The organism is Rhodanobacter aciditrophus (assembly GCF_042679525.1).
Taxonomy (GTDB): domain Bacteria; phylum Pseudomonadota; class Gammaproteobacteria; order Pseudomonadales; family Marinomonadaceae; genus Marinomonas; species Marinomonas aciditrophus.
In genome coordinates this window covers 1-26,415 of record NZ_JBHTMN010000017.1, presented here as the reverse complement: position 1 = coordinate 26,415, position 26,415 = coordinate 1, and the positions used below count along the sequence as shown (strand labels likewise).

The window sequence follows — 26,415 nt, the reverse complement described above, 5'->3', positions numbered from 1 at the left end:
CCAAATTAAAGGCTAACCCCGCTGCTCTTGTTTCTGATCTATTTCCAACAGCAGTGATTGAATCTGCTGCTCGTATTCCCCAGGCTCTTGCCACATGCCTCGCTGGATGGCTTCCAACAATCGCTCGGCCATTTCCTCTTGAGCATGGGGGTTGTTCTGTTCCATAAATTCACGGTTCTTGGAGTCTAACAATAACGTGTCTGTGACTTGTTCATATTGATAATCAGCAATCAAATCCGTGGTGGCATCATAGGCAAACAGATAATCCACCGTAGCGGTCATTTCAAATGCGCCTTTATAACCATGCTCTTGCATCGCGCCTATCCACTTTGGATTGAGTACCCGCCCTCTAATCACTCGATTCAATTCTTCCTGCAAGGTACGCACCTTAGGCACACTCGGATTAGAATGATCGTTGTGATAAACATTTGGCGCAGTCCCACTCAGCTGAGTCACAGCGTTGGTCATCCCCCCTTGGAATTGATAGTAATCATCTGAGTCTAGGAGGTCGTGTTCGCGGTTATCTTGGTTTTGCACGACTACTTCTAGGGTTTTAAGACGCGTAGCAAACGCTTCCCTAGCCTCTACTCCGTCCCGCAGATCTCCATCGTAGGCATAGCCGCCCCAGTTCAAGTAAGCCTCAGCAAGATCCGCTTGGGTATCCCATACACGTTCATCAATTAACCCTTGCAGTCCAGCACCATAGGCCCCCGGTTTCGAGCCAAACACACGATAACTGGCTTCCCGAGCCGCGTCTTCTGCATTCGCCCCTTGTTGCTCTAACTCTGCTTGGCGCTGTTGAATATTCGCTCTTATGGTATTGCCTGTTCCGGGCTCTTGATAATCCGCCACAGCCTGCACCGCTGCGTCAAATAGGCGCATCACATTGGCAAAAGCATCTCGGAAAAAGCCCGAAACACGCAAGGTCACGTCTACCCTTGGCCGACCTAATTGCATGCAGGACAAGACCTCAAAGTCCGTTACCCGATTGGAGCCGGGGGCCCATATAGGTCGCACCCCCATGAGCGCAAAGGCTTGAGCAATATCATCCCCACCAGTACGCATGGTGGCGGTCCCCCAGACGGATAAACCCAAGTTTACTGGGTAATCCCCATGCTCTTGTAAATGCCTTAACACCAAGGCTTCTGCCGACTTCTGGCCAATGGCCCAAGCAGCAGGAGATGGGATCGCACGATTATCAACGGAGAAAAAGTTACGACCTGTAGGCAAGGTGTCCAACCGACCGCGAGTCGGTGCACCACTAGGGCCTGGTGGTACAAACTGCCCTGCTAAGCCATTTAACAGTGCTTGCACTTCATCCGTAGCACTTTGCTCCAGTGCACGATACAAAGTGCCTTTGGCATGGGCCAATAGGCGCTCAGTTTGCGGAAAGTCTTTTTGGCTAATCGGCTTATCTTCTATAAGCACTTGAGTAATTAAAGCTTTGGCCAACAATTCTAAACGTTCTTTGCCATCCGCGTGGGTACGAAATGACGAATCAGAAAGAACCAACAATGACTCAGGTTGCTCGCTTATCCAAGGCTTAGAGGAAGACTCCATAGGATCAAAGCCCGGCTCCATGATGTGTAAATCTTTGACTAGCCCATGCAAGATGCCTTGACTCGTGACAGTGGTTCCCCGAGGTAAGCGCAACAAAGCCACTAAAGTATCAGCGAGCTTGTCAGATTCAGGTAATTCACCAAGGCGATGTAAACCATGGCGAATCTGGGACTCTTTTATCTCACAAAGGTAGGTGTCTAAACCTTCTAATACCGAGGCTTCATCACCCGGTTCAATGCCCGTTAACTCCTCTAGCAAGTGGCTGCTTTTGACTTTTTCAAGAATATTGTCTTTAAGCCAAGCTTCACGACGAGTATCCATCCCCATAGCCTGATAATACTCATCCACAAGGGTCTCTAGCTCTGCCATGTCCCCGTAGGTTTCAGCCCGGGTCATAGGCGGCATTAGGTGATCAACAATAGTTGCTTGCGTGCGGCGTTTTGCCTGAGCCCCTTCCCCAGGATCATTTACAATGAAGGGGTAAAAATGCGGCATCGGCCCCATGGCGATATCCGGCCAACAGGCATCCGACAAGGCTGTGCCCTTACCCGGTAACCACTCCAAATTGCCATGTTTACCCACATGAACTACCGCATCCACCTGATAGACATGGCGTAACCAAAAATAATAGGCCAAGTAACTGTGGGGAGGCACTAGATCTGGGTCGTGGTAATTGGCCGCCAAATCCACGTTAAATCCTCGGGCAGGCTGGATCCCAACAAAGGTTTCGCCCAAACGAATCCCCGCCAGCATCATGCGCCACTCACCAGCAACGGCACGACACTTTTGGTCGTCTTCTGGCGGCCCCCATCGCTCCCATACGGCCTGCTGTGCCGCCAGAGGCAACTGGTAAAAGTGATCTAGATAATCATTCAGGGATAGGCTTTGCCAGCATCCCCGCTCATGTAGGGAGTTAGGGTTATTTGTCACCGCGCCCAATAAGGCTTCGATCAGCCCATTGCCATGTTCAGGCACCTCCGCAATGGGATAGCCATGGTCAAATAAAGCTTTTAACAAAGTCACGGTAGACGCTGGCGTATCGAGGCCAACACCATTGCCAATACGACCATCTTTGGTGGGATAGTTCGCCAAGATAAAAGCAATCCGCTTGTCTGAATTTGGCTTTTGGCGCAGTTCTCCATATCCCTTGGCAAGTTTAGCCACAAAGGTCGCCCGTTCCTCATGAAGCTGATAGCGAATTAAATCAATCTGTGCCGCTTCATGGTATTCCGATGAGGTTTTAAAACTCACAGCGCGGGTGATGATTCGACCATCCATCTCCGGCAAGACAATTTGCATGGCCACATCACGACTACGTAACCCCTGAGTTTGCGCCTGCCAATCTTCTTCGGTACTACCAGATAAAATCACTTGCAGTACGGGTAAGGTATTCGCAAACGCTGAGGCAAACTGGGTAGGCTCTGACGCAAGATCTGGGCTACCGGCCCGATTGGCCGAAAATCCTGTGCAATTCAGGATCAAGCTAGCGTTCGAACGTTCCGCCAGATGTTCCACCAAATCGAGACTAAAAGGATCTTTTAGGGAGTTTAAGGCAATTTGCAGAGGGACCACACCTTGATCCAGTAAAACCTGAGCAAACTCGCTAAAAACTTGGGTGTTGCCGCTTTGCAGATGGGATCGGTAAAACAAGACAAGGACAACAGGCATCCCTTGAGACAATGCTGACTGATAAGTGTTTTGCCATGCAGAAAATGAGCTCACCTCTCCTTGGTGAACCATGACTGCATTGGGAATAGCACTGGGTTCTAGCCATTGGTCTGGCCCCTCAAACCACTGGGCGGCAAGGAAGCGAAACAAATGCTCTGCATTATGTTTGCCCCCTTCTCGAAGATAACGCCAAACACGATGCACATGCTCTTGAGACTCTGTGGAAGCAGCCATAATGTCAGGGTCGGCAGCATCGTCCCCAGGGACGATAATCAAGTGCCGATGGCGGCTTGCCTTGGCCCAAGCTTGCAGTCGCTCAAAGCCATAGGGCCAATAATGCTGACCACCGAGTAACGACAGGATGACAACCTGTGGCCGCTTCGTGGGGCGCTCTAGCACCGCGTCTTCATACAAATCATAGGCAGCCGGTTTAACCAACTGCATCCAGTTGGCTAAACGAACGCTGGGGGCCCCCTCATCAAGCTGATGCAGGGCTTGCCCTAAACCACTTAATAAAGAGTCCGCCGCCGCCAAGACGATGATGTCTGCGGGGCTTTGTCCTAGATCTATAATGCCTTCGTCATCAACGAAGCCACCAGGTTTTGCCGCCAGTAAATGCACGCGTTACGACTTAAGCTGACAAGGCAGCATGCAAGGTTTCTTCAATCTGTGCCTTGCTGATGCCTTTACCAATAAAGACCAATTGGGTTTGGCGCAACTCTTCTGGCTGCCATAGGCGATCAAAATAGCGATCCAGACGGGTACCGACTACTTGGAAGACTTGACGCATTGGCTTGCCATTCACCGCAGCAAAACCTTTCACCCGGAAGATGTTATTTTGCTCCACGAGATCTTCTAAGGTGTCTTGCAAAATGTCTGCATCCACTTCCCCTAAGGACACCACAAAAGAGTCAAAATGATCGTGGGCATGATCATGCTCTTCCCCGTGGGCGTGATGGTGGTCGTGGTGATTGTGGACATGCTCAATACGTGACTCCGTGGCAGCTTCTAAGCCCAGCAGCACATCCAGGGCGGCTTCACCGTTTTCGATGTAAGCAATCTTAACGCTTGATTCCACTTCACCTTCAATGATGCTTTTCACCCGTGCACGCTGCTCTTCATCCAGTAAGTCGTTTTTACTGACAACCACCAAATCAGCAGCGCTCAATTGGTCATCCAACAGCTCTTGCAAGGATGGATCATGGTCTAAGGACTCATCCGCTAAACGTTGCGCTTGCACCTTGTCTTCGTCATGGGCAAAACGACCTGCCGCGACCGCAGGGCCGTCAACCACGGTAATCACCGCATCCACGGTGCAATGCTCTTTAATACCAGGCCAGTTAAAGGCTTGTACCAAGGGTTTAGGCAGCGCCAAACCACTGGTTTCAATCAAAATATGATCGATGTCACCGCGACGCTCTACCAGTTGTTTCATCACTGGCAAAAACTCTTCTTCTACGGTGCAGCAAATACAGCCATTTGCTAGCTCATAAAAGCCTTCATCGGTTTGAGTCGCCGCCGCGTCCTCTTCACAATCCAGAGGACAAGAGCGTAGCAAATCAGTGTCTATGTCTAACTCACCAAATTCGTTAACAATCACAGCAATGCGTTTGCCTGCGGCTTGTTTTAATACATTCGACAAGAGAGTTGTCTTACCACTGCCCAAAAAGCCAGTGACGACTGTGGTTGGAATCTTATTCAGTTGCATCATGTGTCCTTATACGTCGCCATCGTTTTTGCGATGAATTTTGCGGTAAATATGTGCTTGAGTTTTGTCGTACAGATAAGAGTCAGCAAAGTCCTCCGTATCCAATACATGCCCTACCAAGATCAAGCTGGTGCGGGTGAACTTTTTCGCGCGAACCTTTTCGACAATGTCCTTAAGGGTGCCTGTCACATAATCTTGATCAGGCCAACTGGTGCGGTAACACACTGCCACCGGACAATCTTCTCCATAATGGGGGAGTAGCTCTTCGACAATTTTATGTATACGAGTCACTCCAAGATGAATCGCTAAGGTTGCACCACTTTGAGCCAATGCTGGCAGTCGCTCCCGCTCAGGAAAAGGTGTCTTGCCCTCATAACGGGTCATGATCACGGTTTGCGATACACCTGACAGGGTCAGCTCTTTTTTCAGCATGGCTGCAGAAGCCGCCACCGCACTGACTCCTGGGATCACTTGGTAATCGATATTTAAGGCATCAAGGCGACGCATTTGTTCCCCTGTGGCACCGTACAAAGCAGGGTCACCACATTGTAGACGTGCCACGTCTTTGCCTTCGGCAGCGGCTTTTTCGATCACGGCAGTGGTTTCATCCAAATTCATGGAGGCCGTGTCATAAATGGCTTCTGCAGTGTCTCTCACATCGTCCAAGACTTCCTTTGGGATCAAGGAGCCTGCATAAAGAACAACTGGGCACTTGGCGATGGTCTTAACCGCCTTAACAGTCATTAAGTCTGGATCACCTGGGCCAGCACCAATGAAAAATACCGTCATGATTCAGTTCCTTACTAATCTTGCTGCTTTGAGCTAGAGTTTTTTGGAGTAACCCCGCGGGGTATAAATCCAATGTTTCTCACCATTTACAATATGTCGTGACTCAGAGTTACCAACAGAAACCATGGTGAACATATCCACGTCTTTGGCATCCAACTCTCCCAAGGTCGTGAAGGTAATGTCTTCTTCTGGGCGGGTCAGCTGACGACCAATCATCACCGGGGTCGACGCTGGACGATACTGTAGCAATACGTCTCTTGCATGATTCAGTTGCCAATCACGTTTTCTTGAAACAGGGTTGTAAAAGGAGATCACAAAGTCTCCTGCCCCAGCAGCATGAATACGCTTATCAATGGTTTCCCACGGCGTCAGCAAGTCGCTTAAAGAAACCGTACAAAAGTCATGACCTAACATGGCACCGACACGGCTAGCACCTGCTTGCATGGCAGAAATACCAGGAATAACTTGAATATCCACGTCCAGCCACTCTGGGTGACTTTCCTTGCCTTGTAATTGCTGATCAAGCAACTCAAACACTAAGGTTGCCATGGCGTAAATACCGATATCACCACTGGAAATCAAAGCGGTGGTTTTACCCTGTGCCGCCAGATCCAGTGCCAATCTAGCGCGTCCAATTTCTTCCCCTAAGGGTAGATCATGGAATGTTTTACCTGCGCTCAGTTCTCCTAATAATTCTAGGTAGTATCCATAGGCTACCCAATCACTGCATGCTGCTAATGCCTTGGTCGCATTCGGCGCCACTAGGCCAAGATCCCCTGGCCCCATGCCCATGACAAATAATTTGCTCATATCTTTTGTATACCCAATAAATTTGACCGCATTGTACACTGTCAGTAGGGGTGTCGGCACGAAAAGCACCGTAGTAAAGGTGAAGGATATTCAGGCGCAACCAAGCTCAGGTCAGGTTTATGACAAATAAGCTCATGCTTAGGCAGTAATCGAAGCAACTGCAACGGCGGAATTAGAAAGGTATTTGTTCGTTTTTATGCAAGTTTTTGCGCACTTTGCCTTTGACACTTGTAGCCGTTAGACACTAAAGTAGCAAAGTCGTTAACAAGTAACGACTTCGTTCTCGGGGCGGGGTGAAATTCCCCACCGGCGGTAACGAGTTTTACACTCGAAGCCCGCGAGCGCTTTCTCTGCTATTAAATGATAGAAAAGAAAGGTCAGCAGATCTGGTGAGACTCCAGAGCCGACGGTCATAGTCCGGATGATAGAGGACGGCGTAGACAAGATACATAGATACACTCTTTGAACCATTCAAAGCGGTTTGGCTTGCCTCCCGTTCGCCCTGATTCAGCATTTTTTGTGGAAGATACATATATGAATCAGAGCTCAACGAATACTCAAACATTTGATCCTTCAACTAAGCGCGTGGCGTTTATTCACGCCTCTTGGCACAGTGACATCGTGTTGCAATGCTGGGAAGGATTCAAAGAAATCATGATTGCCCGAGGCTTCAGTGAAGACAACTTAGAACTGATCGCAGTACCAGGCGCCTACGAGATCCCACTGCAAGCAAAATTACTTGCTAAATCAGGCCAGTATGCAGCCATTGCTGCCAGCGGCCTAGTGGTAGATGGCGGCATTTACCGTCACGATTTTGTGGCTCAAGCCGTATGTAATGGCCTTATGCAAGTTCAATTAGAAACGGAAGTGCCTGTTTTGACAGCAGTACTGACCCCACACAACTTCCATGAGCACGACGAGCACTCTAGCTATTTCAAGCGTCACTTTGTGAAGAAAGGTCAAGAGCTAGCCGAAGCAGCCAGCCGTACGATTTTGCTCACTGAAGTAGCAAAGTCTTAAACAAGTGATATAAAAAACGGCAGCCTAGGCTGCCGTTTTTATTGGATCTACCAGACCCAACTCAACCCTGCCGCGACACCACTGCCCAAGAACCAAGAGTCAAAATCATCAGTGAGCATGTTCTCGTAATAGTAGTAAGCATATAGCCCAAGATTTGGCAGAACTCGCACATCCACGCCCGCGTCAAATCCCAGCTCCATGAGTACATCTTTACTCCAGTCAAACGACAGCAATTTAGGACGTACATCCAATCCCGCGTACCAAGTAGTTTTCTCCATCACAGGAAAGTAAAACGCCGCACGGGCGCTCATTCCTGTTCGGTCATACCCCTCGGTTTTAGTTTGACTCAAACCAAACGTCACATCTGCGCCAATAGGCTCATCATCATTACCCTGAACACTAAATCCTCGTATTCCGAGGGTCCTAATGGTGGTTTCATGATTACCCAGTGACCGCCCAGAAAGGGTTTGCCTGTCATCCAGCGTAGTGCTTTCAAAATACAAACCACCGAATCCGGAGCGTGCGTCTTCCGGTTGAATCCCTAACCCCAACCCAAACTGCGATATACCAGCACCACCAGATGCTTCAAACAATACCGCAGTTCCGTTGCTTTCTACTTGCCTTGTGGCCGCTTGTGCGGGCATGACAAGCACACTTATCCCTAATAATAAAAACGCTTTCTTCATCGCCATCAATCCTAATGAAATGAGCGGAACAATATACACTAAGTCGCCTTATGATCCATACTCCGCCCATTGCAAACCGAATCGAATGACAACCTAGTGCGTTTGTTTAAACGCTAAACGGTGGGCATGAAGTAGTGGCTCGGTATAGCCGTTAGGTTGCTCCTTACCTTTAAACACCAGATCACAGGCCGCTTGAAATGCGATGCCGTCAAAGCTAGGAGACATGGCGTGGTAAGCCGGATCATGGGCGTTTTGCTGATCCACTACGGCCGCCATACGTTTTAACGACGCCATCACTTGTTCTGGGCTGCAAATGCCATGCTCTAGCCAGTTCGCCATATGTTGAGACGAAATACGAAGGGTCGCGCGGTCTTCCATTAAGCCGATATTGTTAATATCAGGTACTTTCGAACAGCCTACCCCTTGATCAATCCAGCGCACCACATAGCCCAATATGCCTTGAGCATTATTATCCAGCTCAAATTGGATTTGCTCGTCCGATAAGGTGGTTGGATCGTCCAGCAATGGAATGGTTAAAAGATCCTCAAGACTTGCTCGCTCACGTTGTGCAAGCAAAGCCTGTCGTGCTTTGACATCCACCGTATGATAGTGGGTCGCATGGAGGATGGCGCCATTGGGTGAAGGCACCCATGCGGTGCTCGCTCCCGCCATAGGATGGCCTATTTTTTGCTCTAACATAGCAGCCATTTCATCCGGCATTGCCCACATTCCTTTACCGATTTGAGCCTTCCCTGGCAAACCGCATTCGATCCCCACATCCACATTCCACTCTTCATAGGCCTTGATCCAAGCTTCTTGCTTCATGGCAGTTTTAGGAACAAATGGCCCGGCCAACATAGAAGTATGTATCTCGTCACCGGTTCGATCCAAGAAGCCAGTATTGATAAACACCACCCGCTCTTGGGCTTGGCGAATGCATTCTTTTAAGTTCACCGTCGTACGGCGCTCTTCGTCCATGATGCCCACTTTAATGGTATTTTTAGCCAGGCCTAGGGCCTGCTCAATTCGCTCAAACAACTCCACCGTAAAAGCGACTTCCTCTGGCCCATGCATCTTAGGTTTTACGATGTTAACACTGCCTACACGACTGTTTTTACGCTGAGTGTTCCCCTGTAAATCATGCATGGCGGCTAACACAGTGATCATGCCATCCATAATACCTTCAGGGACTTCATTTCCTTTCGAGTCAAGAATGGCGGGGTTGGTCATTAAGTGCCCCACATTACGAATAAATAATAAGCTGCGCCCATGAAGTGCAAAACCCTTACCTAACTTGTCCAAGTATTCTCGATCCGGGTTCATGGCACGGGTGACCCGCTTAGCGCCTTTATCAAAGGTTTCTTCTAGAGTCCCCCGCATCAAACCTAGCCAGTTGCGATACACTTCTACCTTATCTTCTGCATCCACGGCCGCGATGGAATCTTCACAATCCATAATGGTCGAGACAGCAGCTTCTACCAAAATATCTTGCACCCCCGCCTGATCGTGTTGACCGATAAAACCTGCTGCATCGATTTGGACTTCAAGATGCAACTCGTTATTTTTCAACAGAACCGCCGTGGGAGACTCAGGAGAGCCTTGGTAGCCGACACACTTTTCCGTGTTTTGCAGCTGCACCACATCGCCGTTCTTCATGGTAACGGCTAACTCACCATCAACGATCTGGTATTTCAGCGCTTGGGCATGTGAACCAGCGACTAACGGGGCAGCCTGATCAAGCAGTTGCCGACCAAACGCAATCACTCGCTGCCCACGCACAGGGTTGTAACCACCGGAGCGCTCTGCCCCTTCGTCTTCAGCAATGGCATCCGTGCCATATAAGGCATCGTATAAGCTGCCCCAACGGGCATTCACTGCATTTAGGGCAAAACGGGCATTCTTAACTGGCACCACCAGTTGTGGCCCTGCTTGCAGCGCGATTTCAGCATCTACATTTTTAGTACTGACTTTAAAGTCGTCCCCTTCTGGTAGCAGATAGCCAATCTCTGTTAAAAAGTGCTTATAGGCCTCCATGTCATGGGACTTCCCGAATGTAGCCCTATGGTAGTCATCCACTTGTTGTTGAATGTCATCACGCTTCTTAAGTAAAGCCACATTGATTGGCCCCAGATCTTCAACAATCTCCTCAAAGCTCTGCCAAAACGCAACAGGGTCCACCCCTGTTCCCGGCGCAATATGTTCATTTACGAGATCGAATAAGTTTTCAGCGATCTGAAGACCGCCCTGCTGGACGCGATTTGTCATGGCTTTTTCCTCACAAACACTGGCTTCCGGTTAAATGACCAGTTTAGTTATTTTAAAAATTCGCTAACAAATTCATTCACACAATGAATGACACATTAAATAAAAACCAATATAGGAATAATGAAACAGGCTTACAGAACTGTAATTTTGTTACAAAACCACAAATATTGAGCTAATAGACTCACTATGACCGTAAAATCGCCACAAATCACATTCACAAAAGATATTATTACTATAATAAATATAGATTAGACGAATCATCTATGTGAGCCCATGCTGAGGATGTGTTCAAAAATCAAACGCTGGACTGAACAGCAAAGCCCGCTACATCATTACGAGGAAACAGCAATGTCTCATTACAAAAAAGATATCGACGCCACTGCTACCCTAATCGCAAAACATGGCGCCCCATGGGAAGCCATTAATCCCGAGTTCGCTGCTCGAATGCGTGCCCAAAACCGCTTTCAAACAGGACTCGACATTGCTCGTTACACGGCAAAAATTATGCGTGCCGACATGGATCGTTACGACCAAGACCCGTCTCAATACACCCAATCCCTAGGGTGCTGGCACGGCTTTATCGGTCAGCAAAAAATGATTTCCATTAAGAAACACTTCAATTCCACAGACCGCCGCTACTTGTACCTATCAGGTTGGATGGTCGCAGCGCTACGCTCTGAATTCGGCCCTTTGCCAGACCAATCAATGCATGAGAAAACCTCCGTGGCTTCACTTATTGAAGAGCTTTACACCTTTCTAAAACAAGCAGATGCTCGAGAGCTGGGCGGCCTTTTCCGCGAGTTAGATCAAGCCACTAACGCTGGAGATCAAGTCAAAGCGGCCGCCATTCAAAAGCAAATTGATGAGCACCAAACACACATAGTGCCGATCATTGCTGACATTGATGCAGGCTTTGGTAACGAAGAGGCGACTTACCTCCTAGCGAAGAAGATGATCGAAGCAGGGGCTTGCTGTATTCAGATTGAGAACCAAGTATCCGATGAAAAGCAATGTGGTCACCAAGACGGCAAAGTGACGGTCCCCCACGAAGACTTCCTAGCGAAAATCCGCGCTGTCCGTTATGCCTTCCTTGAACTAGGTGTTGAAGACGGCGTCATCGTAGCTCGTACGGACTCCCTGGGCGCAGGCTTGACGAAACAAATCGCTGTATCTCAAACTCCAGGAGATCTTGGGGCACAGTACAACGCCTTCTTAGATGTCGAAAATGTCGACCTGGCTAACGCCAGTGAAAGCGATGTACTTATGGTACGAGATGGCCAATTGGTGCGACCAAAACGCCTACCCAGTAACTTATTCCAATTCAAAAAGGGCTCTGGTGAAGATCGTGTGGTATTGGATTGCATCACGTCTCTGCAAAACGGTGCAGACTTGCTTTGGATCGAAACAGAGAAGCCTCACGTTGGCCAAATCAAAGGTATGGTGGATCGCATCCGTGAAGCAGTACCTAATGCCAAATTGGTGTACAACAACTCCCCTTCTTTCAACTGGACTTTGAACTTCCGTCAACAGGTATTCGATGCTTGGGAAGCAGAGGGTCGCAATGTATCAGCCTACGATCGGGCGCAACTCATGAGTGTGGAATACGATAACAGCGAACTCGCCAAAGAAGCGGACAACCGCATCCGTAGCTTCCAAGCCGATGCGGCCCGTGAAGCAGGCATCTTCCATCACCTGATCACACTGCCTACTTACCATACTGCTGCCTTGTCTACCGACAATTTGGCCAAAGAATACTTTGGCTCTGAAGGTATGTTGGGTTACGTGAAAAATGTCCAGCGCCAAGAGATTCGCCAAAAAATCGCCTGTGTGAAACACCAAAACATGGCAGGTTCTGACATGGGTGACGACCATAAAGAATACTTCTCTGGCGAGGCGGCACTGAAGGCTTCCGGTCATGACAACACCATGAACCAGTTCGCATAATCGCAAACGTTTTACCTGCGGATAGCTGATAACTCCACAAGAGTTGGCTAATTCCCCCCGCACTAGGCTGCTCCGGCAGCCTTTTTTTATATTTGACGAAATATATATCAAAGGTACACTGAATATCTTGTTGTCACGCTTTGGTCATAGTTTGTGCGCCAAAATGTTAGCGAAGGTTAGACAAACAGCCCCTATGACAATAATGCTCATTAAACATGATAGAGGTACTAAGATGACGGACATATACGACATCCCAGTCAAAGATATCGAAGGGAAAGAGATGAACCTCGAACCGTTTTGCGACAAGGTATTGCTGATCGTAAACGTGGCCTCAAAATGCGGTCTTACCCCTCAGTATGAAGGCCTGCAAGCCCTGTACGAGCAAACAAAAGATCTTGGGTTTGAGATATTAGCCTTCCCAGCCAACGACTTCGCTGGACAAGAACCGGGCACAGAAGAGGAAATCAAATCTTTCTGCTCTACAGAGTATAATGTGACCTTCCCAATGTTCAGCAAAATCCAAGTCACCGGTGAAGACAAGCACCCACTTTATCAGTACCTCATCGAGCAAGCGCCTACGGCCGTCAACCGCGCAGAGATGGAAGAAAACTTACGGGGTTACAACATCGAACCTACTCAAGAGCCGGAAGTGGTTTGGAATTTTGAAAAGTTTATTGTGAGTCGTTCTGGCCAGATTATTGGTCGATTCGCTCCCAATACACCACTGGACGACACTAATTTGGTGAGTGCCGTCCGAGTAGCATTAGCCAACGGTTAATCTAAGAGCACGACGTTAAAAAGCACGGTACTTCCCCTTAGTGCCGTGCTCTTTAATTCGCTCTATTCCTCTAACACCCCATAAATCAGCTGCTTGCCATAGGCAACTTCTAAGTGTGTTCGCTTAGCCTTAGTTAATCCCTTTACCACCAAAGCATAAGAATGATCCACCATTCGAAAAAGCTCCCCCTTAGGTAAGGAGCCATCCAATACAACCGTATTCCAGTGCTGTTTATTCATATGGTAACCAGGCACCACACAATCAAAGATGCTACGCAGTTCCTGAGCATGAAATGGATCACATTTTAAGTTCACCCGAGCTGTGCCTTCTTTGGTAGTAAACAGGGCGAACATCTTACCCTGTACCTTCATAACCAAAGTAATGTCATCAAATGGATAATCTTCCTGTGCTTCAGGCTTATTCTTCATGTATTGAACTAAAGTCTCTCGAATACTCATGAACAGATCTCAGCTTTACAGAAAAGGTTTAAGGATGAATTTATGTATTATTACCCTGCATGCTTTTCGACAGCCATTGGGCCAGTAGAGGCCCAAGCACCATCACCAATAAGAATCGGCTAATCTGCATGGTCATAACAAAACCCGTATCAACCGGGATATTCGTGGCAATAATCGCGACAGAGTCGGCACCCCCCGGACTGGTACCAAGGAAAGCTGACAAAAAATCTATGTCGATCCAAGCCACTAACACCAGCGCCACAATAACATTTACCACAAGCATAAAAGCGATGGACAGGACAATGTACGGAAAGACATGCAAAGCATGACGCACCACCGCAGGAGTGAAACGAAAGCCAATCGCCCAACCTAACAAGGCAAACCCTGAGGCCAAAAACCATTCGGGCAAAACAAAATCAATCCATCCCAAAGCACTGGCTACAAATCCCAGCCCCAAAGGAACAAGAAGAAAGCTGCCGGAGATTTTAACAAACACTGCCACCGCGAACGCCATCACGATGAAAACAAGTGTCTCTCCAAACCCGAACCAAGAAGACACCGTCCACCAATCCACCTGATACGCTGCCACGTCCCCATCGGCTAACAAGCCCGCCGTCACCATAGCCGCCAAAGCACAAAAAGCCACACGGGTATATTGCATCACAGCCACCAAGCGCATATCAGCACCATACCCTTCACTCATGATGGTCATCACCCCAGCCGCTCCGGGTGAAGCCCCCCATATAGCCGTGGTACCAGGCAGTAAGCCGGACTTAGCCATAGCTACCCCTGCTATTCCTGAGGCCACTAAGGTGGATAAGGTTCCAAACAAAAATACCGGCCAATCACTGGCAAAGTCATTAAAGGTGGACAAAGGTAAATGGGCTGCCATCATGATCCCAATGGTGCACTGAGAAAGTCTAAAGGGCACCTTTGGCAGGGACATATCGTGCCCCGTAATGACCATCAGGATGGCGGCGATCATGGGCCCTAGCAGCAAGGCTGCAGGGGCATGAAAGTATTCTAAAAAAGTGACAATTCCCCCTGACACCAATAAAAGATAACACCAATGTAAGGGGCGGTTACGCCGGTGGGGGGATACAACAGGAGAAGCTTTGTTAGGTGATGCGGGGGAAGATCCGTTTGGTTGCGACACTTTAATAGGAGCCCTTATGCCTGATCTAGTGATCTAGAAATACCTCTTAAATACTATCACGCAGGCCATAGGGAATTTCATAAATAAAGAGACTTCCCGATAACAACTAAGCTCACGAAAGTACTAACAATAAAGCGGGCAATGAGCGCCATAGACACACGTTAGAGCTTGAAGCCTTGCATCACCAGACTGATCCATAGCCAACCCAAAAGCCAACCTGCTAACACATCTGTGGGCCAATGCACCCCCAATACGATACGACTTATCCCCACTAAAATGCTACTCAGCAAGGCAAAAACCACTAACACAAATCGCAATGCCTTGTTGGATGTGCCGCTACTGCACACGAGCGCCGCTCCGACAAAGCAAACCATCGACATCATGGCATGACCGGACGGAAAGCTCGGTGTATAAGTATGAATCAGAGACTCGACCAAGTCGGGGCGGGGGCGCACAAACAGGTATTTGGCTCCCATACTGAACACAATGCCGCCTAGCGCCATGATAGCAAGAGCCGAAGATTGTCTAAGCTTCTTTGCGACTATCAGAGCTGTACAGACACCCAAAACTCCAAACACAAGTATCCAATTACTGCCTAAAGCGGTCACATCCCGAGCGGTAATCGCAAACCAGCGAGGGCCGATTAATTGAGTGGTTTGTGAATCCCGTAGCCAAAGCAGACCCATACGATCAAAGCCAGTTAAAGGCCCAAGAGCAATCACTGTAACCCCGGCCAGCAATAAGGTAACCCACAGCATTCCTTTCTTTGATAGCAAAGCTTTCTCCTACTCATTATTGGTAATATTGAGTAAATATACCGAGTTCCATTGTGTTAGTGGCGGTTTGCGCGTACTTTCCTCGTTTTTTAATGGATCGCCTGAATTTGCCAAAAGCGAATCGAGGGCACCCTACTTCCTACCGCAGACCAATTTAAAGGAATGACTATGCTTTCATATAAATGGGGGATCTTCGCCCTCGCCCTTGGCGCATTCGGAATAGGCACCACCGAGTTTTTTCCAATGGGGCTTTTACCGACCATTGCTGAAGGCGTAAATGTATCGATTCCCACTGCGGGCCTTTTGATTAGTGCTTATGCGGTGGGTGTGATGGTTGGCGCACCACTGATTACCCTATTTATGACTCGCTTTAGCCATAAGTTCTCCCTGATTGCTTTAATGGCTGTTTTCTTCGTGGGTAACTTGTTTTCAAGCATGGCGACGGATTATTCCGTATTACTGATTTCCCGGGTGGTTACCAGCTTATCTCACGGTGCCTTTTTTGGTATCGGTGCTGTAGTGGCCATCACACTCGCCCCCCAAGGTAAAAAAGGCTCTGCGGTTGCGTCTATGTTTTTAGGCTTAACCATTGCGAACATTATTGGTGTTCCTGTCGTGACTTGGTTAGGTAATGCCATTCATTGGCGTGTGGCCTTTGCGGCCACTTCCGCTCTAGGTCTTGTGGCTATGATAGGCTTGATGCGCACCTTGCCAGTGATGGAAAAACCAAACCGCCCTAATGTTCGACAAGAACTGGCTGCCATCCTTCAACCTGCGGCATTGCGCACCTTCTTAACCACCGTTTTGTGTGCTGGTTCCATGTTTACCTTATACACCTACATCACCCCTATTTTGCATACCTTGGCGGGTATCAACGATGCCACCATTGCTTACTTGCTGATGATTGCAGGGATTGGCTTCACCATAGGTAACTTTGTCAGCGGCAAGCTAGCAGACAAATCCCCTGATCTGTCCTTGGTGGTCGCTCTAGTCTCTCAGATTACGGTATTACTAGCGTTTAGCTTTGTAGTGGCAGACACAACTACTGCAGTGCTGGCGGTATTTTTATGGGGTAGCGTGATCTTCATGATTGGGCCACCGTTGCAAATGAAAGTTATGACGATTGCGGATAAGGCACCAGGTCTTGCATCGTCTATTAACATTGGCGCATTTAACTTGGGGAACGCCTTAGGTGCCGTACTGGGCGGCGCAGTGATTACGGTTGGCTTAGGCTATGCTTGGATTCCCGCTTCCGCTGCGCTGCTATCCGCTGCTGCATTAGTGCTATTGGGAATTAACCGTAAGCTTACACCATCAGTTTCTGCAGACTAATCTAATCTCATCTTAAAAGGGGCCTATGGTCCCTTTTTTTCACACGTACAAAGAATTTCACAAACACTTAGGACTTACGCCTTAGGATATTGCCTAGCATGCTATGCTTTATTTAACATACATAGCATGCTAACTAAATATGGAATCTGGTATGGAAAACTCTCTTGGGTGGAACCTCAGTCGCGCAGCGTTAAGTTGGCGCCATGCGGTTGACACTTATATGGCTGACCTAGGTCTGACCCAATCCAAATGGATCGCCATGTTGCACTTAAATCGCAAAGGCGAAGGACTCACCCAAAGTGAGCTGGCTGCCGACATCGGCATTGAGCAACCTTCCTTGATTCGTACTTTGAATAACTTGCAAGCCGCCGGGCTCATTGAACGCAGAGAGTCTCCTAAAGATGCCCGCTGCAAAACACTTTGGTTCACAGAAGAGGGCCACCGCAAGCTTAATCAAATGGAACAGATAGCCTCCCAAGGACGAGAAGAATTGCTAAAAGGCCTCAGCCCAGAACAACGGGAACAGTTAAGCCATGCACTTCTTATCATCATTGATAATGCCCATTTACTCATTAACAAAGACTAGATCATGACACCTGATAAACATTTTAACCGCTGGATGAAACGAGCCCTTGCGCTGTTCGTCGTTATCTTTATCTACATTGTGGTGACGGATGTCACCATTCCTATGACCAGCTATGCAACGGTCCAACGCCCTGTTATTAGCATTGCCCCCCAAGTTTCAGGGGAAGTCATCAAGGTAGCGGTACACAATAACCAAACGGTAAAACAAGGGGACCTACTGTTTGCCATTAATCCTCAGGATTACCAGTTAGCCGTACAGAAAGCCGAACTAGAACTGAGAAAAGCCTATCAGTCTCAAGCCACTCTCCATGCAAATATCGCAGAAGCAGATGCCAACATTGCTGCTTCCAAGTTTGAGCTGGCGGAAGCAGAAAGGGAACTAAACCGCCTTAAATCCCTACAAAACAAAAATATGGTCAGTGAGCAATCCGTAGACCAAGCCCAGACGCAAATGAAAGCGGCTCGAGCAAACCTCAAAGCCGCTCAGGCGAAAAAGAGCGCGATCCAAATTGCCCTTGGAGAGGATGACCAAAACAACTTGGATATCCATACGGCTCAAAATAATTTAAACGATGCTAAATTAGACTTGGAACGCACTCGGATCAGAGCCCCTATGGATGGTGTTGTCTCAAACTTACAACTGATGCAAGGCATGCTGGCGCAAAGCAACCAAGCCCTTTTGTCATTGGTAGTCAGTGGTAAAGATCGCATTACCGCAGACTTCCGCGAAAAGAGTATTGCTAATGTCCAACCGGGTACCCGTGCACTCATGGTCTTTGATGCCCTGCCGGGCCAAGTATTTGAAGGGCAGTTATCAAGCCGTGACTTCGGTATTGCTCAAGGTCAAACCTTAGCCAATGGTGTGCTTGCCACACCTGATGATAGCGACCGTTGGGTCCGAGATGCACAACGCATTCGTACTTACATTCAACAAAATGATGACACCTTGCCCGATACCTTAATCAGCGGCTCCAAAGCAACCATTATGCTAATGCGTAGTGATTCATCAATTTTACAAGCTATTGGGGCGCTCCAAATGCATATCGTAAGCGCATTGCATTATGTTTATTGAGATGACAGCCAACGAAAAGCGACGCCTATTACGCATCGCTTTTGGCACCACTGCGGGCTTCATTGTATGTAAGTTGATGGACTGGCCCTATGGGGTATTCTTTACCGTCTACCCCATGCTATTGCTGGGTATGATCCCTATTTTTAACCGTCTATTAGCCATAGAGTTCATTGCAGGGGTATTTATAAATGCAGTAGAAATGTGGCTATTAGAAACTTTGTTTACGCCCTACCCGATCGCCATGTGGATCGCTGTATTGTTTATCTTTGCAATGCATTTCCGATTTATGCTGACGACCCCTTACTACTTAATGTGGGCGTCTGGTTTGGTCACGCTTTCGACGATGCTCAACTTCGGCAGTTACGATGGCGCAAATTTGAATGACATGTTCATGGCCGCCACACTGGCCACTTCTCTCTCCGTTGCCTGTGCCTATGTGCTCTATTGGCTTTTACCTGACGTGGAACCTTTCAAAGGCGGACCTAGACCACCAGCACCTAGCGCAGCTCAAATTAACCACAGGACTCTATTGTGCGCTCTACTAGCCACGTTATCCTTCACGGTATTTCAGCTATTTGACCTCAAAGACTCCCTGTCAGCCCAAGTGGCCACCATATTGATACTCTTTCCCATGACCTATCAAGGCAGTGTCGCAAGCGCTAAGAATCGCGCCAAAGGTGTTGCCTATGGTTGTGCTCTTGCCTTAGTGGTGCAGGTGCTCTTGTACTCACTGATCGGGCATTTTTTACTCGTGGCATTAGCGCTGTTTATCACTGTAATGATTACCGCCTACTTCCATGTGGCTGAGCGTGTTGGATCTGGTGTTGGCTTTGGTGCCTTGACCACCATTGGTATACTTTTTGGCCAATACATGACGCCTCACTCGGATATTCTTTATAGCACTCTATATCGATTTTCATCAGTGATTATTGCTATGCTTTTGGTATTAATGTGCGCCTATCTGATCGACAATTTTCTGAACAGATTCCCTGCCACACGCAACGATTAACCCCTCTTGCCCCAAGCTATTTACAGTTGGCTTGGGGTGTTAAGCCCTTCTTTTTTGCCTCATTTTTCTACAGCTTGTAATGCTTAATTTTGAACTATTTATCATTATAAGTTTGATAACTAATTGTTAGATGTGTAAATATAATAGTTATAACGAATAAAAACTTTGTATTTATAACACTTCACAAAGGAACGAATAATGATTAAGAAGTCTCTGCTATTAGGGGCATCAGCCCTAGTTGCCACCTCCTCATTTGCTGCCGATTGCGGCAAAGTCACCATTGCAGATATGAATTGGAATTCCGCCACACTCATGGCCAATGTTGACCGCTTTATCCTAGAACATGGCTTTGACTGTGATGCAGAAGTCGTGCCTGGTGATACCATGCCAACAGGGACATCCATGGTAGAAAAAGGCCAGCCTGATATCGCTCCTGAGCTTTGGACAAACTCAATGAAAGCCGCTTTAGACCGTGGTGTAGAAGAAGGCCGTCTAAAAATCGCTGTTAAATCCTTGTCAGATGGTGGCGAAGAAGGCTTTTGGGTCCCTGAGTACATGGTTGAAGAATACCCAGAGCTGGCCACTATTGAAGGTGTCCGCCAACACGCAGATGAATTCACTCACCCAGAAGATCCTTCCAAATCCGCGTTTTATGGCTGTCCTGCAGGCTGGAACTGTCAGATTACAGCTCAAAACCTATTTAATGCACTTGAGCTAGAGAAGGATGGTTTTGAGCTGGTTGATCCTGGTTCCGGTGCAGGCCTTTCAGGTGCCATTGCTCGAGCCTATGAACGCCAAGAACCTTGGTTCGGCTACTACTGGGCTCCTACGGCTGTCCTAGGAAAATACAAAATGGTGAAAGTAGACTTCGGTTCTGGGGTAGACGAACAACACTATCTTGACTGTATCTCAGTAGATACCTGTCTGGAACCACAGGTTACCATGTACCCGCCTTCCCCTGTGTACACAGTCACCACGGCAGAGTTCGCAACACGCGCACCTGAAGCTTATGACTATTTAGAAAAGCGTGCATTCACCAACGATCAGATGAACAGCTTGCTAGCATGGATGGAAGAAAACCAAGCGGACGGTGCTTACGCTGCGGAGAACTTCATGTTTGAACATGAGGACATTTGGAGTGAATGGGTCAGTGCAGACGTAAAAGAAAAACTAGTAACGGCTCTAGACGACTTATAATTCCTAACCATTTCGAGCATAACAAAAGGGAGGTCCTCTCCTCCCTTTTAACTATCTTCCGCGATACAACGAGTACAAAACTATGGCTGATTCTTCCTGGTTAACTGAATTTCCAGATATGAGTCGTCGTGAATTATTGACGATTCGAAAAACCCTAGACGGTCTTTATCGAGACTTTTCCCGCGAATATGGCGACACCATCGAGTCCTTATTTGATCCCCTACTGCAATTTTTAATCTGGTTTGAAGATCTCCTTATCAGCACCCCTTGGTGGTTAGTTTTAGGGGTTATTATTGCCGTTGTGTATGGCGCAACACGCTCATGGAAACTCAGTACTGGCGTCCTCGTATCCATGCTATTGATCGGCTACTTCGGCATGTGGGAAGACACCATGCGCACCTTGAGTATCATTACCGTGTGTACGCTGTTGTCGATCATATTAGGAATCCCTATCGGCATACTCATGTCCCGATCTGATAAAGCCCAATCTGTTATGACACCGTTACTGGATATCATGCAAACCATGCCAGCCTTTGTGTATCTGATCCCTGTCGTGATGTTACTGGGTATTGGTAAAATTCCAGGTGTTATTGCTGTCGTAATTTACGCTATTCCACCCGTGATTCGATTAACAAACCTAGGTATCCGCTTGGTCAGTAGAGAGACCCTTGAAGCGGCAACAGCCTATGGTGCCACGCCTACCCAGCGACTGTTCGGTGTGCAATTGCCTCTCGCAATGCCTACCATCATGGCAGGCATTAACCAAACCATTATGATGGCTTTAGCCATGGTCGTCATCGCTTCCATGATCGGTGTAAAAGGCCTTGGCCAGCCCGTATTAAAGTCCATAACCAACCAATATTTCACTTTAGGTTTATTAAATGGCCTAGCCATCGTAGCCCTAGCGATTATGTTTGACCGTGTTTCTCAAAGTTACGCCAAACGCTCACAAAGACATTTAGAAGGACGAGATCATGGCTAATTCTGATACCAACACTTTGATCGAAATCGAAGGCCTATATCAAATCTTCGGCCCCACCCCTGAAAAGGTCCTGCCAAAGGTAAAAGCAGGAGCAAGCAAAGAAGAAGTACTCGCAGACACGGGCCACACCGTGGGACTACAAGATATTAATATGACCATAGGTCGTGGTGAAATCTTCGTTATCATGGGGTTGTCTGGGTCGGGAAAGTCCACCTTAATCCGTCACTTCAATCGATTGATCGACCCCACAGCGGGCAAGATTAAAGTCAATGATGACGATATTATGCAGCTTCCCATGAAAGAGCTAACCGAGTTTCGTCGCCATAAAATGTCCATGGTTTTCCAGCATTTTGGGTTATTCCCCCATCGCACTGTTGTCGAAAACGTGGGCTATGGTCTGTCTGTTAAAGGCGTAAAAAAACCAGAATGGGAAGGTAAAGCCAAAGACTGGCTAGAGACCGTTGGCCTGTCAGGATATGAAGATCAATACCCATCCCAGCTATCAGGTGGTCAACAACAACGAGTAGGCTTAGCTCGAGCCTTATGTACCGATGCAGAAATTCTACTCATGGATGAAGCCTTTTCGGCACTGGATCCTTTAATCCGCTACGAGATGCAAACCCAGCTCATAGAGTTACAAGAGAATCTGCATAAGACCATTATCTTTATCACCCATGACCTGGATGAAGCTTTACGTTTAGGCGATAGAATTGCCGTTTTAAAAGATGGCAAACTGGTACAAGTCGGCAAGCCTGTAGACATTGTGTTAAACCCAGCAGACGACTATGTGAAAGCTTTCGCCAAAGATGTGAACCGAGCTCGCGCCCTGCTCGTCAGAAACATCATGAACCCAGAAGCGCCTGTCGTTAACGAAAATAATCCGGAGCAATTAAAAGAGATATTAGAGCGTACGGGCTTTGCCTATCGCCAAACGGATGACAAGGTTGAGTACGTATCAAAATCATGGATAGAGGGTGATAGCGTGACCTGGGATACATTACCTTGGTCGCAAGTAAAAAGCTTGAAGCGCAATGCTTTGCTACAAGACGTCCTTCCCGATATGCTGACCACAGTAGAACCTCTACCAGTGTTGGACAGCAAACAACAAATATGTGGTTTTTTAACTAATGAGAAGCTCGCCAGTATCTTATCAGTGCGGGCTGAAGAAAACGTCGCTTAAACAAAAACGCCTCCTAGGGAGGCGTTTTTTATGGGAAATAGGTAGGCTCTTGATCCGATTGCCAAGCTGGGTATTTTTTCATGATACGTTGAAATAATTCCCCCTCTAGCAAGCCATTTAGCCATCGTCGCAATGCGGGGTAATGACTCTGTTCAAACCACTTCGAGTCGACTCCAGCAAACTGGCGTATAAACGGAAACACAGCGATATCCGCCAACGACAAAGTGTCTCCTCGCAAATATGCCTGATGGGAGAGACGAGATTCTATCCGCTTCAGAAAACGCTCTCCCTTTTCGCGATAAAAAGTTTCAGTGTGCTCAGGGTGGCGGTCCGCATATTTATAGCGGTCTAGCCAAGGTTTAAAGCAATCATCGTTGAAACGAATCCAAGCCATTATATTGGCTTGCAGCTTGCCATCATTTGGCCAGAGACAATTGATGACTTCTTTATCCTCGGCCCGCTCTAATGCCCAAAAGATAATATCTAAGCTTTCAGGATAACGCTGACCGTCATCTAGTAATTGTGGCACGGTCGAGCGCCCACCAAGCTCTAGGAGTTCCGCTGGTTTATTTTTGAGTACCACCTCACGTAATTGCACAGGAACGTCCAAGTATGCAATGGCATAACGGGCTCTCATAGCATAAGGGCAACGGCGGAAACTGTATAAGATAGAAGACAAAAATTTCCCCTAATTAATGAATAACGCGCAACACTGAGGACATTGAGATTTTTATTTACCACATGAGGTCATCGGGGATCTGAAACTCAGCATATGGGTCATCTTCATCGGATTCAGTGTCTTGCTTCACGTTATGAACCAAAATCATCTCCGGGGCTTTTTCGCTAATCTTTTCCGCCACACCATGGGGAATGATCTCGTATTGGCCCTCTAATTTAGCAATTGCCAGACGACCTTCAGAAAGATCCTTATGTAGTGTCTCTGAGATATACAGCTTCTTCACTAATTTCTCGTCGGTGAAGTTATAGGCAATATCCCCTTCTCCTTTTGACACTCGATTTTGCAAGATAAATTGACGGATTTGCCCCAAAACAGCTTTATGTTCAATCTCTTGCTGGCGAGCAAGATTTAACGCCTTATCACGGGCAATTTTCTCTTCTTTTTGTTGCTTCAACTCTGCTTGGCGAGCCAACTCTGCACTGTTGTCTAATTGGCCTTTTTTCATCTTCTGCTTTGTTTGAAGCTTCTCAGCCTTAATCTTCTTGGCTTTTTTCTTATCAACAATACCTGCTCCCATAAGCTGTTCTTGCAGGGACTTCGCCATATCAAACCTCTATCTGTACACGATACGTAAAAACAATAATACAAAATCTACTATAGCGCTTATGATAACGAATCTATGGATATTAATCCTAATTTCAAAGAACATATCCTGATACAAGAGTCGCTTTTCGCCACACAGGCGTGAGATAACATTCCCAATACTTAACAGCAACACTATGCATCACGCACGATTTATAATATTCCTGACCATTACGCTATTTTATTCAATCCAAAGTTACGGGAGCACAGACTTCGCCCTGATCCAACAGCAAGGACAACTTGCAAACGATACCTATCTTCCCCCTACAGAGTTAGAAGCGGCTCTCAAGCTACAGGAGCAGGTTTTAATTCATCAAAATATCATGCCTGGATCCAATGTTAGTTACTTTCTAAGCCGATCTCAGGGTGCTCAAACACTCTCTATCCGAGGCACCGCCAACCTAGAGAACGCTTTAGTAGACCTTAACTTATCATTGCGCGATAACAAGACACTGAACATCAAACTCCACCAAGGCTTTGCCTCGGCTGCTGTAGCCGTCTATAACGATGTACAGCCCTTTCTTGACCTAAATGAACCCATTTACATTACTGGGCATAGTTTAGGTGGGGCGATCGCCGTCATCCTAGGCATGTACTTATCTTTGGAAGATGCTCAAATCAGCCAAATAGTGACCTTCGGACAACCTAAAGTAACCAACGTGACCGGAGCCAATGCATTTAGCCAATTGCCGCTAATCAGAGTAGTTAACCAAAGCGATATCGTGCCTTTAGTCCCTCCCATCAGCCCAATGCAAATCAAAGATCTAGACATCTTCTGGCATATGGGAAGTGAGATCATTCTCAATGGGAGTAACGAATTCTCTATCACAAGTGGTATCAAAAGCGCCCTACGTGCCACCAAGTTCACCACATCTATCCCAAATCAGGCGAACCTTATCGCCCATAAAATGGATACCTACCTCACCCACATCAGCCAGTTACGCAAAGGGGCTGTTGAAGTACCTTATAAAATGGGCATTGACCTATTTGGAGTCTCTATCGATTAACAAGCAAACCTCACTGTTTGCTAAACAAGGTTAAAGGGCACTGCTAGTAACACCTAGCACACACCGATACCCCATCCTAACCTTCCCCTTTTCAAGGGGTAGGCTAGGATAGTGATCGGACTCGTAGGGGTCGGATCCCTATACTATTAGGGATTACCTGAAACTGATCTACGTAAAGGGATCTGACCCCTTTATAGAAGCGGACTCACGCACTGAGGTCTCAGGTTCCTTCCTCTTTTCAAGGGGAAGGCTAGGATGGGGATCGGACTAGTAGGGGTCGGATCCCAATACTATTAGGGATTACTTGAAACTAATGTACGTAAAGGGATCTGACCCCTTTATAGAAGCGTACTCACGCACTGAGGTCTCATGCCCCTTCTCCATTTTAACGGGAAGGCTAGGATGGGGGTCGGGCTCATAGGGGTCAGATCCCAATACTATTAGGGATTGCCAGAAACTGATCTACGTAAAGGGATCTGACCCCTTTATAGAAGCGGACTCACGCACTGAGGTCTCATGTTCCTTCCCCTTTTTAAGGGGAAGGCTAGGATGGGGTTAATCTGCCTCGTCATTAATGTAAACGACCTACAATGATCTGACGCTGCGCGTCATCCCCTGCGGGCATCCTTCGGATGTCTGTCACTGGCTCCTACGGAGCATGGTGTCATCACATGGATCCATTGTAGTGGACAGACAGGTGACGTGATTCAAAACGAAAAAACCCCGCCCTGCTTCGCAGGACGGGGTTCTTTTCATTTGAAGCTTGACGACGACCTACTCTCACATGGGATCTCCCACACTACCATCGGCGATGGCGCTTTTCACTTCTGAGTTCGGGATGGGATCAGGTGGTTCAACGCCTCTATGATCGTCAAGCAAACTGGTATGCGTTTTACCGCAAATTCGTTAACTTGAGTCTTCAACAATTAGACTTTTTTGAAACAGTCGATAACCAAGTCATCAAACCGGTACCTCCAAGGATGGAGGCAATACTGATAATTGTCTGGAACAATTTCAGTACTATCGTAAATTCTTTGTAGTTCACTCTGTTTTCTTCAGAGCTAGCAAAACCACTTTGGTGTTATATGGTCAAGCCTCACGAGCAATTAGTA

General features: G+C 47.5%; 22 protein-coding genes, 1 rRNA gene and 1 riboswitch. Of the genes, 11 read left to right on the top strand and 12 right to left on the bottom strand.

Translation table 11 applies throughout. From position 1 onward, the window contains the following. Positions 1-12: 12 nt before the first annotated feature. From cobN to cobJ, 4 genes are read right to left on the bottom strand one after another with little or no spacing between them, the layout of a single operon-like run. The gene (gene cobN / locus ACFQ45_RS14570) at positions 13-3,849 is read right to left on the bottom strand and encodes a cobaltochelatase subunit CobN (RefSeq protein WP_377368964.1); all 3,837 of its coding nucleotides are present in this window, start codon (positions 3,847-3,849) and stop codon (positions 13-15) included. 10 nt (positions 3,850-3,859) lie between these two features. Beyond that, positions 3,860-4,939: a cobalamin biosynthesis protein CobW gene (gene cobW / locus ACFQ45_RS14565; protein WP_377368962.1), complete on the bottom strand. Its 1,080-nt coding sequence runs from the start codon at positions 4,937-4,939 to the stop codon at positions 3,860-3,862. A gap of 6 nt (positions 4,940-4,945) precedes the next feature. Continuing rightward, positions 4,946-5,725 carry a precorrin-4 C(11)-methyltransferase gene (cobM, locus tag ACFQ45_RS14560; RefSeq protein ID WP_377368960.1) on the bottom strand — a complete coding sequence of 260 codons (780 nt, stop codon included), beginning with the start codon at positions 5,723-5,725 and terminating at the stop codon, positions 4,946-4,948. Positions 5,726-5,758: 33 nt separating this feature from the next. Beyond that, positions 5,759-6,535, bottom strand: coding sequence for a precorrin-3B C(17)-methyltransferase (gene cobJ, locus ACFQ45_RS14555; RefSeq protein WP_377368958.1), 777 nt, complete (start codon positions 6,533-6,535; stop codon positions 5,759-5,761). Between the two features lie 275 nt (positions 6,536-6,810). After that, positions 6,811-6,972, top strand: a riboswitch (FMN riboswitch). A gap of 97 nt (positions 6,973-7,069) precedes the next feature. Between cobJ and ACFQ45_RS14550 the strand changes: the two genes are divergently transcribed. Next, positions 7,070-7,555, top strand: coding sequence for a 6,7-dimethyl-8-ribityllumazine synthase (locus ACFQ45_RS14550; RefSeq protein ID WP_377368956.1), 486 nt, complete (start codon positions 7,070-7,072; stop codon positions 7,553-7,555). Positions 7,556-7,602: 47 nt separating this feature from the next. Here the strand turns inward: ACFQ45_RS14550 and ACFQ45_RS14545 are convergent, their stop codons facing one another. Continuing rightward, positions 7,603-8,241: a hypothetical protein gene (locus ACFQ45_RS14545; protein ID WP_377368954.1), complete on the bottom strand. Its 639-nt coding sequence runs from the start codon at positions 8,239-8,241 to the stop codon at positions 7,603-7,605. 93 nt (positions 8,242-8,334) lie between these two features. After that, on the bottom strand, positions 8,335-10,506 hold the full coding sequence (locus ACFQ45_RS14540; protein ID WP_377368952.1) for a malate synthase G: 2,172 nt from the start codon (positions 10,504-10,506) through the stop codon (positions 8,335-8,337). 348 nt (positions 10,507-10,854) lie between these two features. On the opposite strand from ACFQ45_RS14540, the gene ACFQ45_RS14535 reads away from it, so the two are divergent. Both ACFQ45_RS14535 and ACFQ45_RS14530 read left to right on the top strand, forming a co-directional pair. Beyond that, on the top strand, positions 10,855-12,450 hold the full coding sequence (locus ACFQ45_RS14535; protein WP_377368950.1) for an isocitrate lyase: 1,596 nt from the start codon (positions 10,855-10,857) through the stop codon (positions 12,448-12,450). A 232-nt stretch (positions 12,451-12,682) separates the two neighbouring features. Further along, positions 12,683-13,228 carry a glutathione peroxidase gene (locus ACFQ45_RS14530; RefSeq protein WP_377368948.1) on the top strand — a complete coding sequence of 182 codons (546 nt, stop codon included), beginning with the start codon at positions 12,683-12,685 and terminating at the stop codon, positions 13,226-13,228. 62 nt (positions 13,229-13,290) lie between these two features. Here the strand turns inward: ACFQ45_RS14530 and ACFQ45_RS14525 are convergent, their stop codons facing one another. From ACFQ45_RS14525 to ACFQ45_RS14515, 3 genes are all read right to left on the bottom strand, one after another. Beyond that, positions 13,291-13,686: an MmcQ/YjbR family DNA-binding protein gene (locus tag ACFQ45_RS14525; protein ID WP_377368946.1), complete on the bottom strand. Its 396-nt coding sequence runs from the start codon at positions 13,684-13,686 to the stop codon at positions 13,291-13,293. Between the two features lie 40 nt (positions 13,687-13,726). Next, entirely contained in the window at positions 13,727-14,842 is a 1,116-nt protein-coding gene (locus ACFQ45_RS14520; RefSeq protein WP_377368944.1) for an AbrB family transcriptional regulator, read from the bottom strand. A gap of 161 nt (positions 14,843-15,003) precedes the next feature. Then, the gene (locus ACFQ45_RS14515) at positions 15,004-15,618 is read right to left on the bottom strand and encodes a phosphatase PAP2 family protein (protein WP_377368942.1); all 615 of its coding nucleotides are present in this window, start codon (positions 15,616-15,618) and stop codon (positions 15,004-15,006) included. A 168-nt stretch (positions 15,619-15,786) separates the two neighbouring features. Here ACFQ45_RS14515 and ACFQ45_RS14510 point away from each other — a divergent pair, with 168 nt between their 5' ends. The 7 genes from ACFQ45_RS14510 (at position 15,787) to ACFQ45_RS14480 (ending at position 22,975) form a co-directional block, all read left to right on the top strand. Next, positions 15,787-16,950: an MFS transporter gene (locus ACFQ45_RS14510; protein WP_377368940.1), complete on the top strand. Its 1,164-nt coding sequence runs from the start codon at positions 15,787-15,789 to the stop codon at positions 16,948-16,950. Between the two features lie 151 nt (positions 16,951-17,101). Then, entirely contained in the window at positions 17,102-17,536 is a 435-nt protein-coding gene (locus ACFQ45_RS14505) for a MarR family transcriptional regulator (protein WP_377368938.1), read from the top strand. A 3-nt stretch (positions 17,537-17,539) separates the two neighbouring features. Beyond that, on the top strand, positions 17,540-18,607 hold the full coding sequence (locus tag ACFQ45_RS14500; RefSeq protein ID WP_377368937.1) for an HlyD family secretion protein: 1,068 nt from the start codon (positions 17,540-17,542) through the stop codon (positions 18,605-18,607). Next, positions 18,597-19,616 (top strand): DUF2955 domain-containing protein, encoded by a 1,020-nt coding sequence (locus tag ACFQ45_RS14495; RefSeq protein WP_377368935.1) that lies wholly within the window; start codon positions 18,597-18,599, stop codon positions 19,614-19,616. Before ACFQ45_RS14500 ends, ACFQ45_RS14495 begins: the two co-directional genes overlap by 11 nt. Before the next feature lie 198 nt (positions 19,617-19,814). Beyond that, on the top strand, positions 19,815-20,813 hold the full coding sequence (locus ACFQ45_RS14490) for an ABC transporter substrate-binding protein (RefSeq protein WP_377368933.1): 999 nt from the start codon (positions 19,815-19,817) through the stop codon (positions 20,811-20,813). An 82-nt stretch (positions 20,814-20,895) separates the two neighbouring features. Continuing rightward, complete coding sequence (locus tag ACFQ45_RS14485) at positions 20,896-21,795, top strand: ABC transporter permease (RefSeq protein ID WP_377368931.1); 900 nt, start codon at positions 20,896-20,898, stop codon at positions 21,793-21,795. Further along, positions 21,788-22,975 (top strand): quaternary amine ABC transporter ATP-binding protein, encoded by a 1,188-nt coding sequence (locus ACFQ45_RS14480; RefSeq protein WP_377368929.1) that lies wholly within the window; start codon positions 21,788-21,790, stop codon positions 22,973-22,975. The genes ACFQ45_RS14485 and ACFQ45_RS14480 overlap by 8 nt, the downstream gene beginning before the upstream one ends. Before the next feature lie 28 nt (positions 22,976-23,003). Here the strand turns inward: ACFQ45_RS14480 and ACFQ45_RS14475 are convergent, their stop codons facing one another. Both ACFQ45_RS14475 and ACFQ45_RS14470 read right to left on the bottom strand, forming a co-directional pair. Continuing rightward, a complete protein-coding gene (locus tag ACFQ45_RS14475) occupies positions 23,004-23,654 on the bottom strand; it encodes a glutathione S-transferase (protein WP_377368927.1) in 651 nt (216 codons plus the stop codon). 55 nt (positions 23,655-23,709) lie between these two features. Then, positions 23,710-24,258: a DUF2058 domain-containing protein gene (locus ACFQ45_RS14470; protein WP_377368925.1), complete on the bottom strand. Its 549-nt coding sequence runs from the start codon at positions 24,256-24,258 to the stop codon at positions 23,710-23,712. Positions 24,259-24,433: 175 nt separating this feature from the next. Here ACFQ45_RS14470 and ACFQ45_RS14465 point away from each other — a divergent pair, with 175 nt between their 5' ends. Continuing rightward, complete coding sequence (locus ACFQ45_RS14465; RefSeq protein ID WP_377368923.1) at positions 24,434-25,303, top strand: lipase family protein; 870 nt, start codon at positions 24,434-24,436, stop codon at positions 25,301-25,303. A 761-nt stretch (positions 25,304-26,064) separates the two neighbouring features. Here the strand turns inward: ACFQ45_RS14465 and rrf are convergent. After that, positions 26,065-26,179: ribosomal RNA gene (gene rrf / locus ACFQ45_RS14460) — 5S ribosomal RNA — on the bottom strand. Positions 26,180-26,415 lie beyond the last annotated feature (236 nt).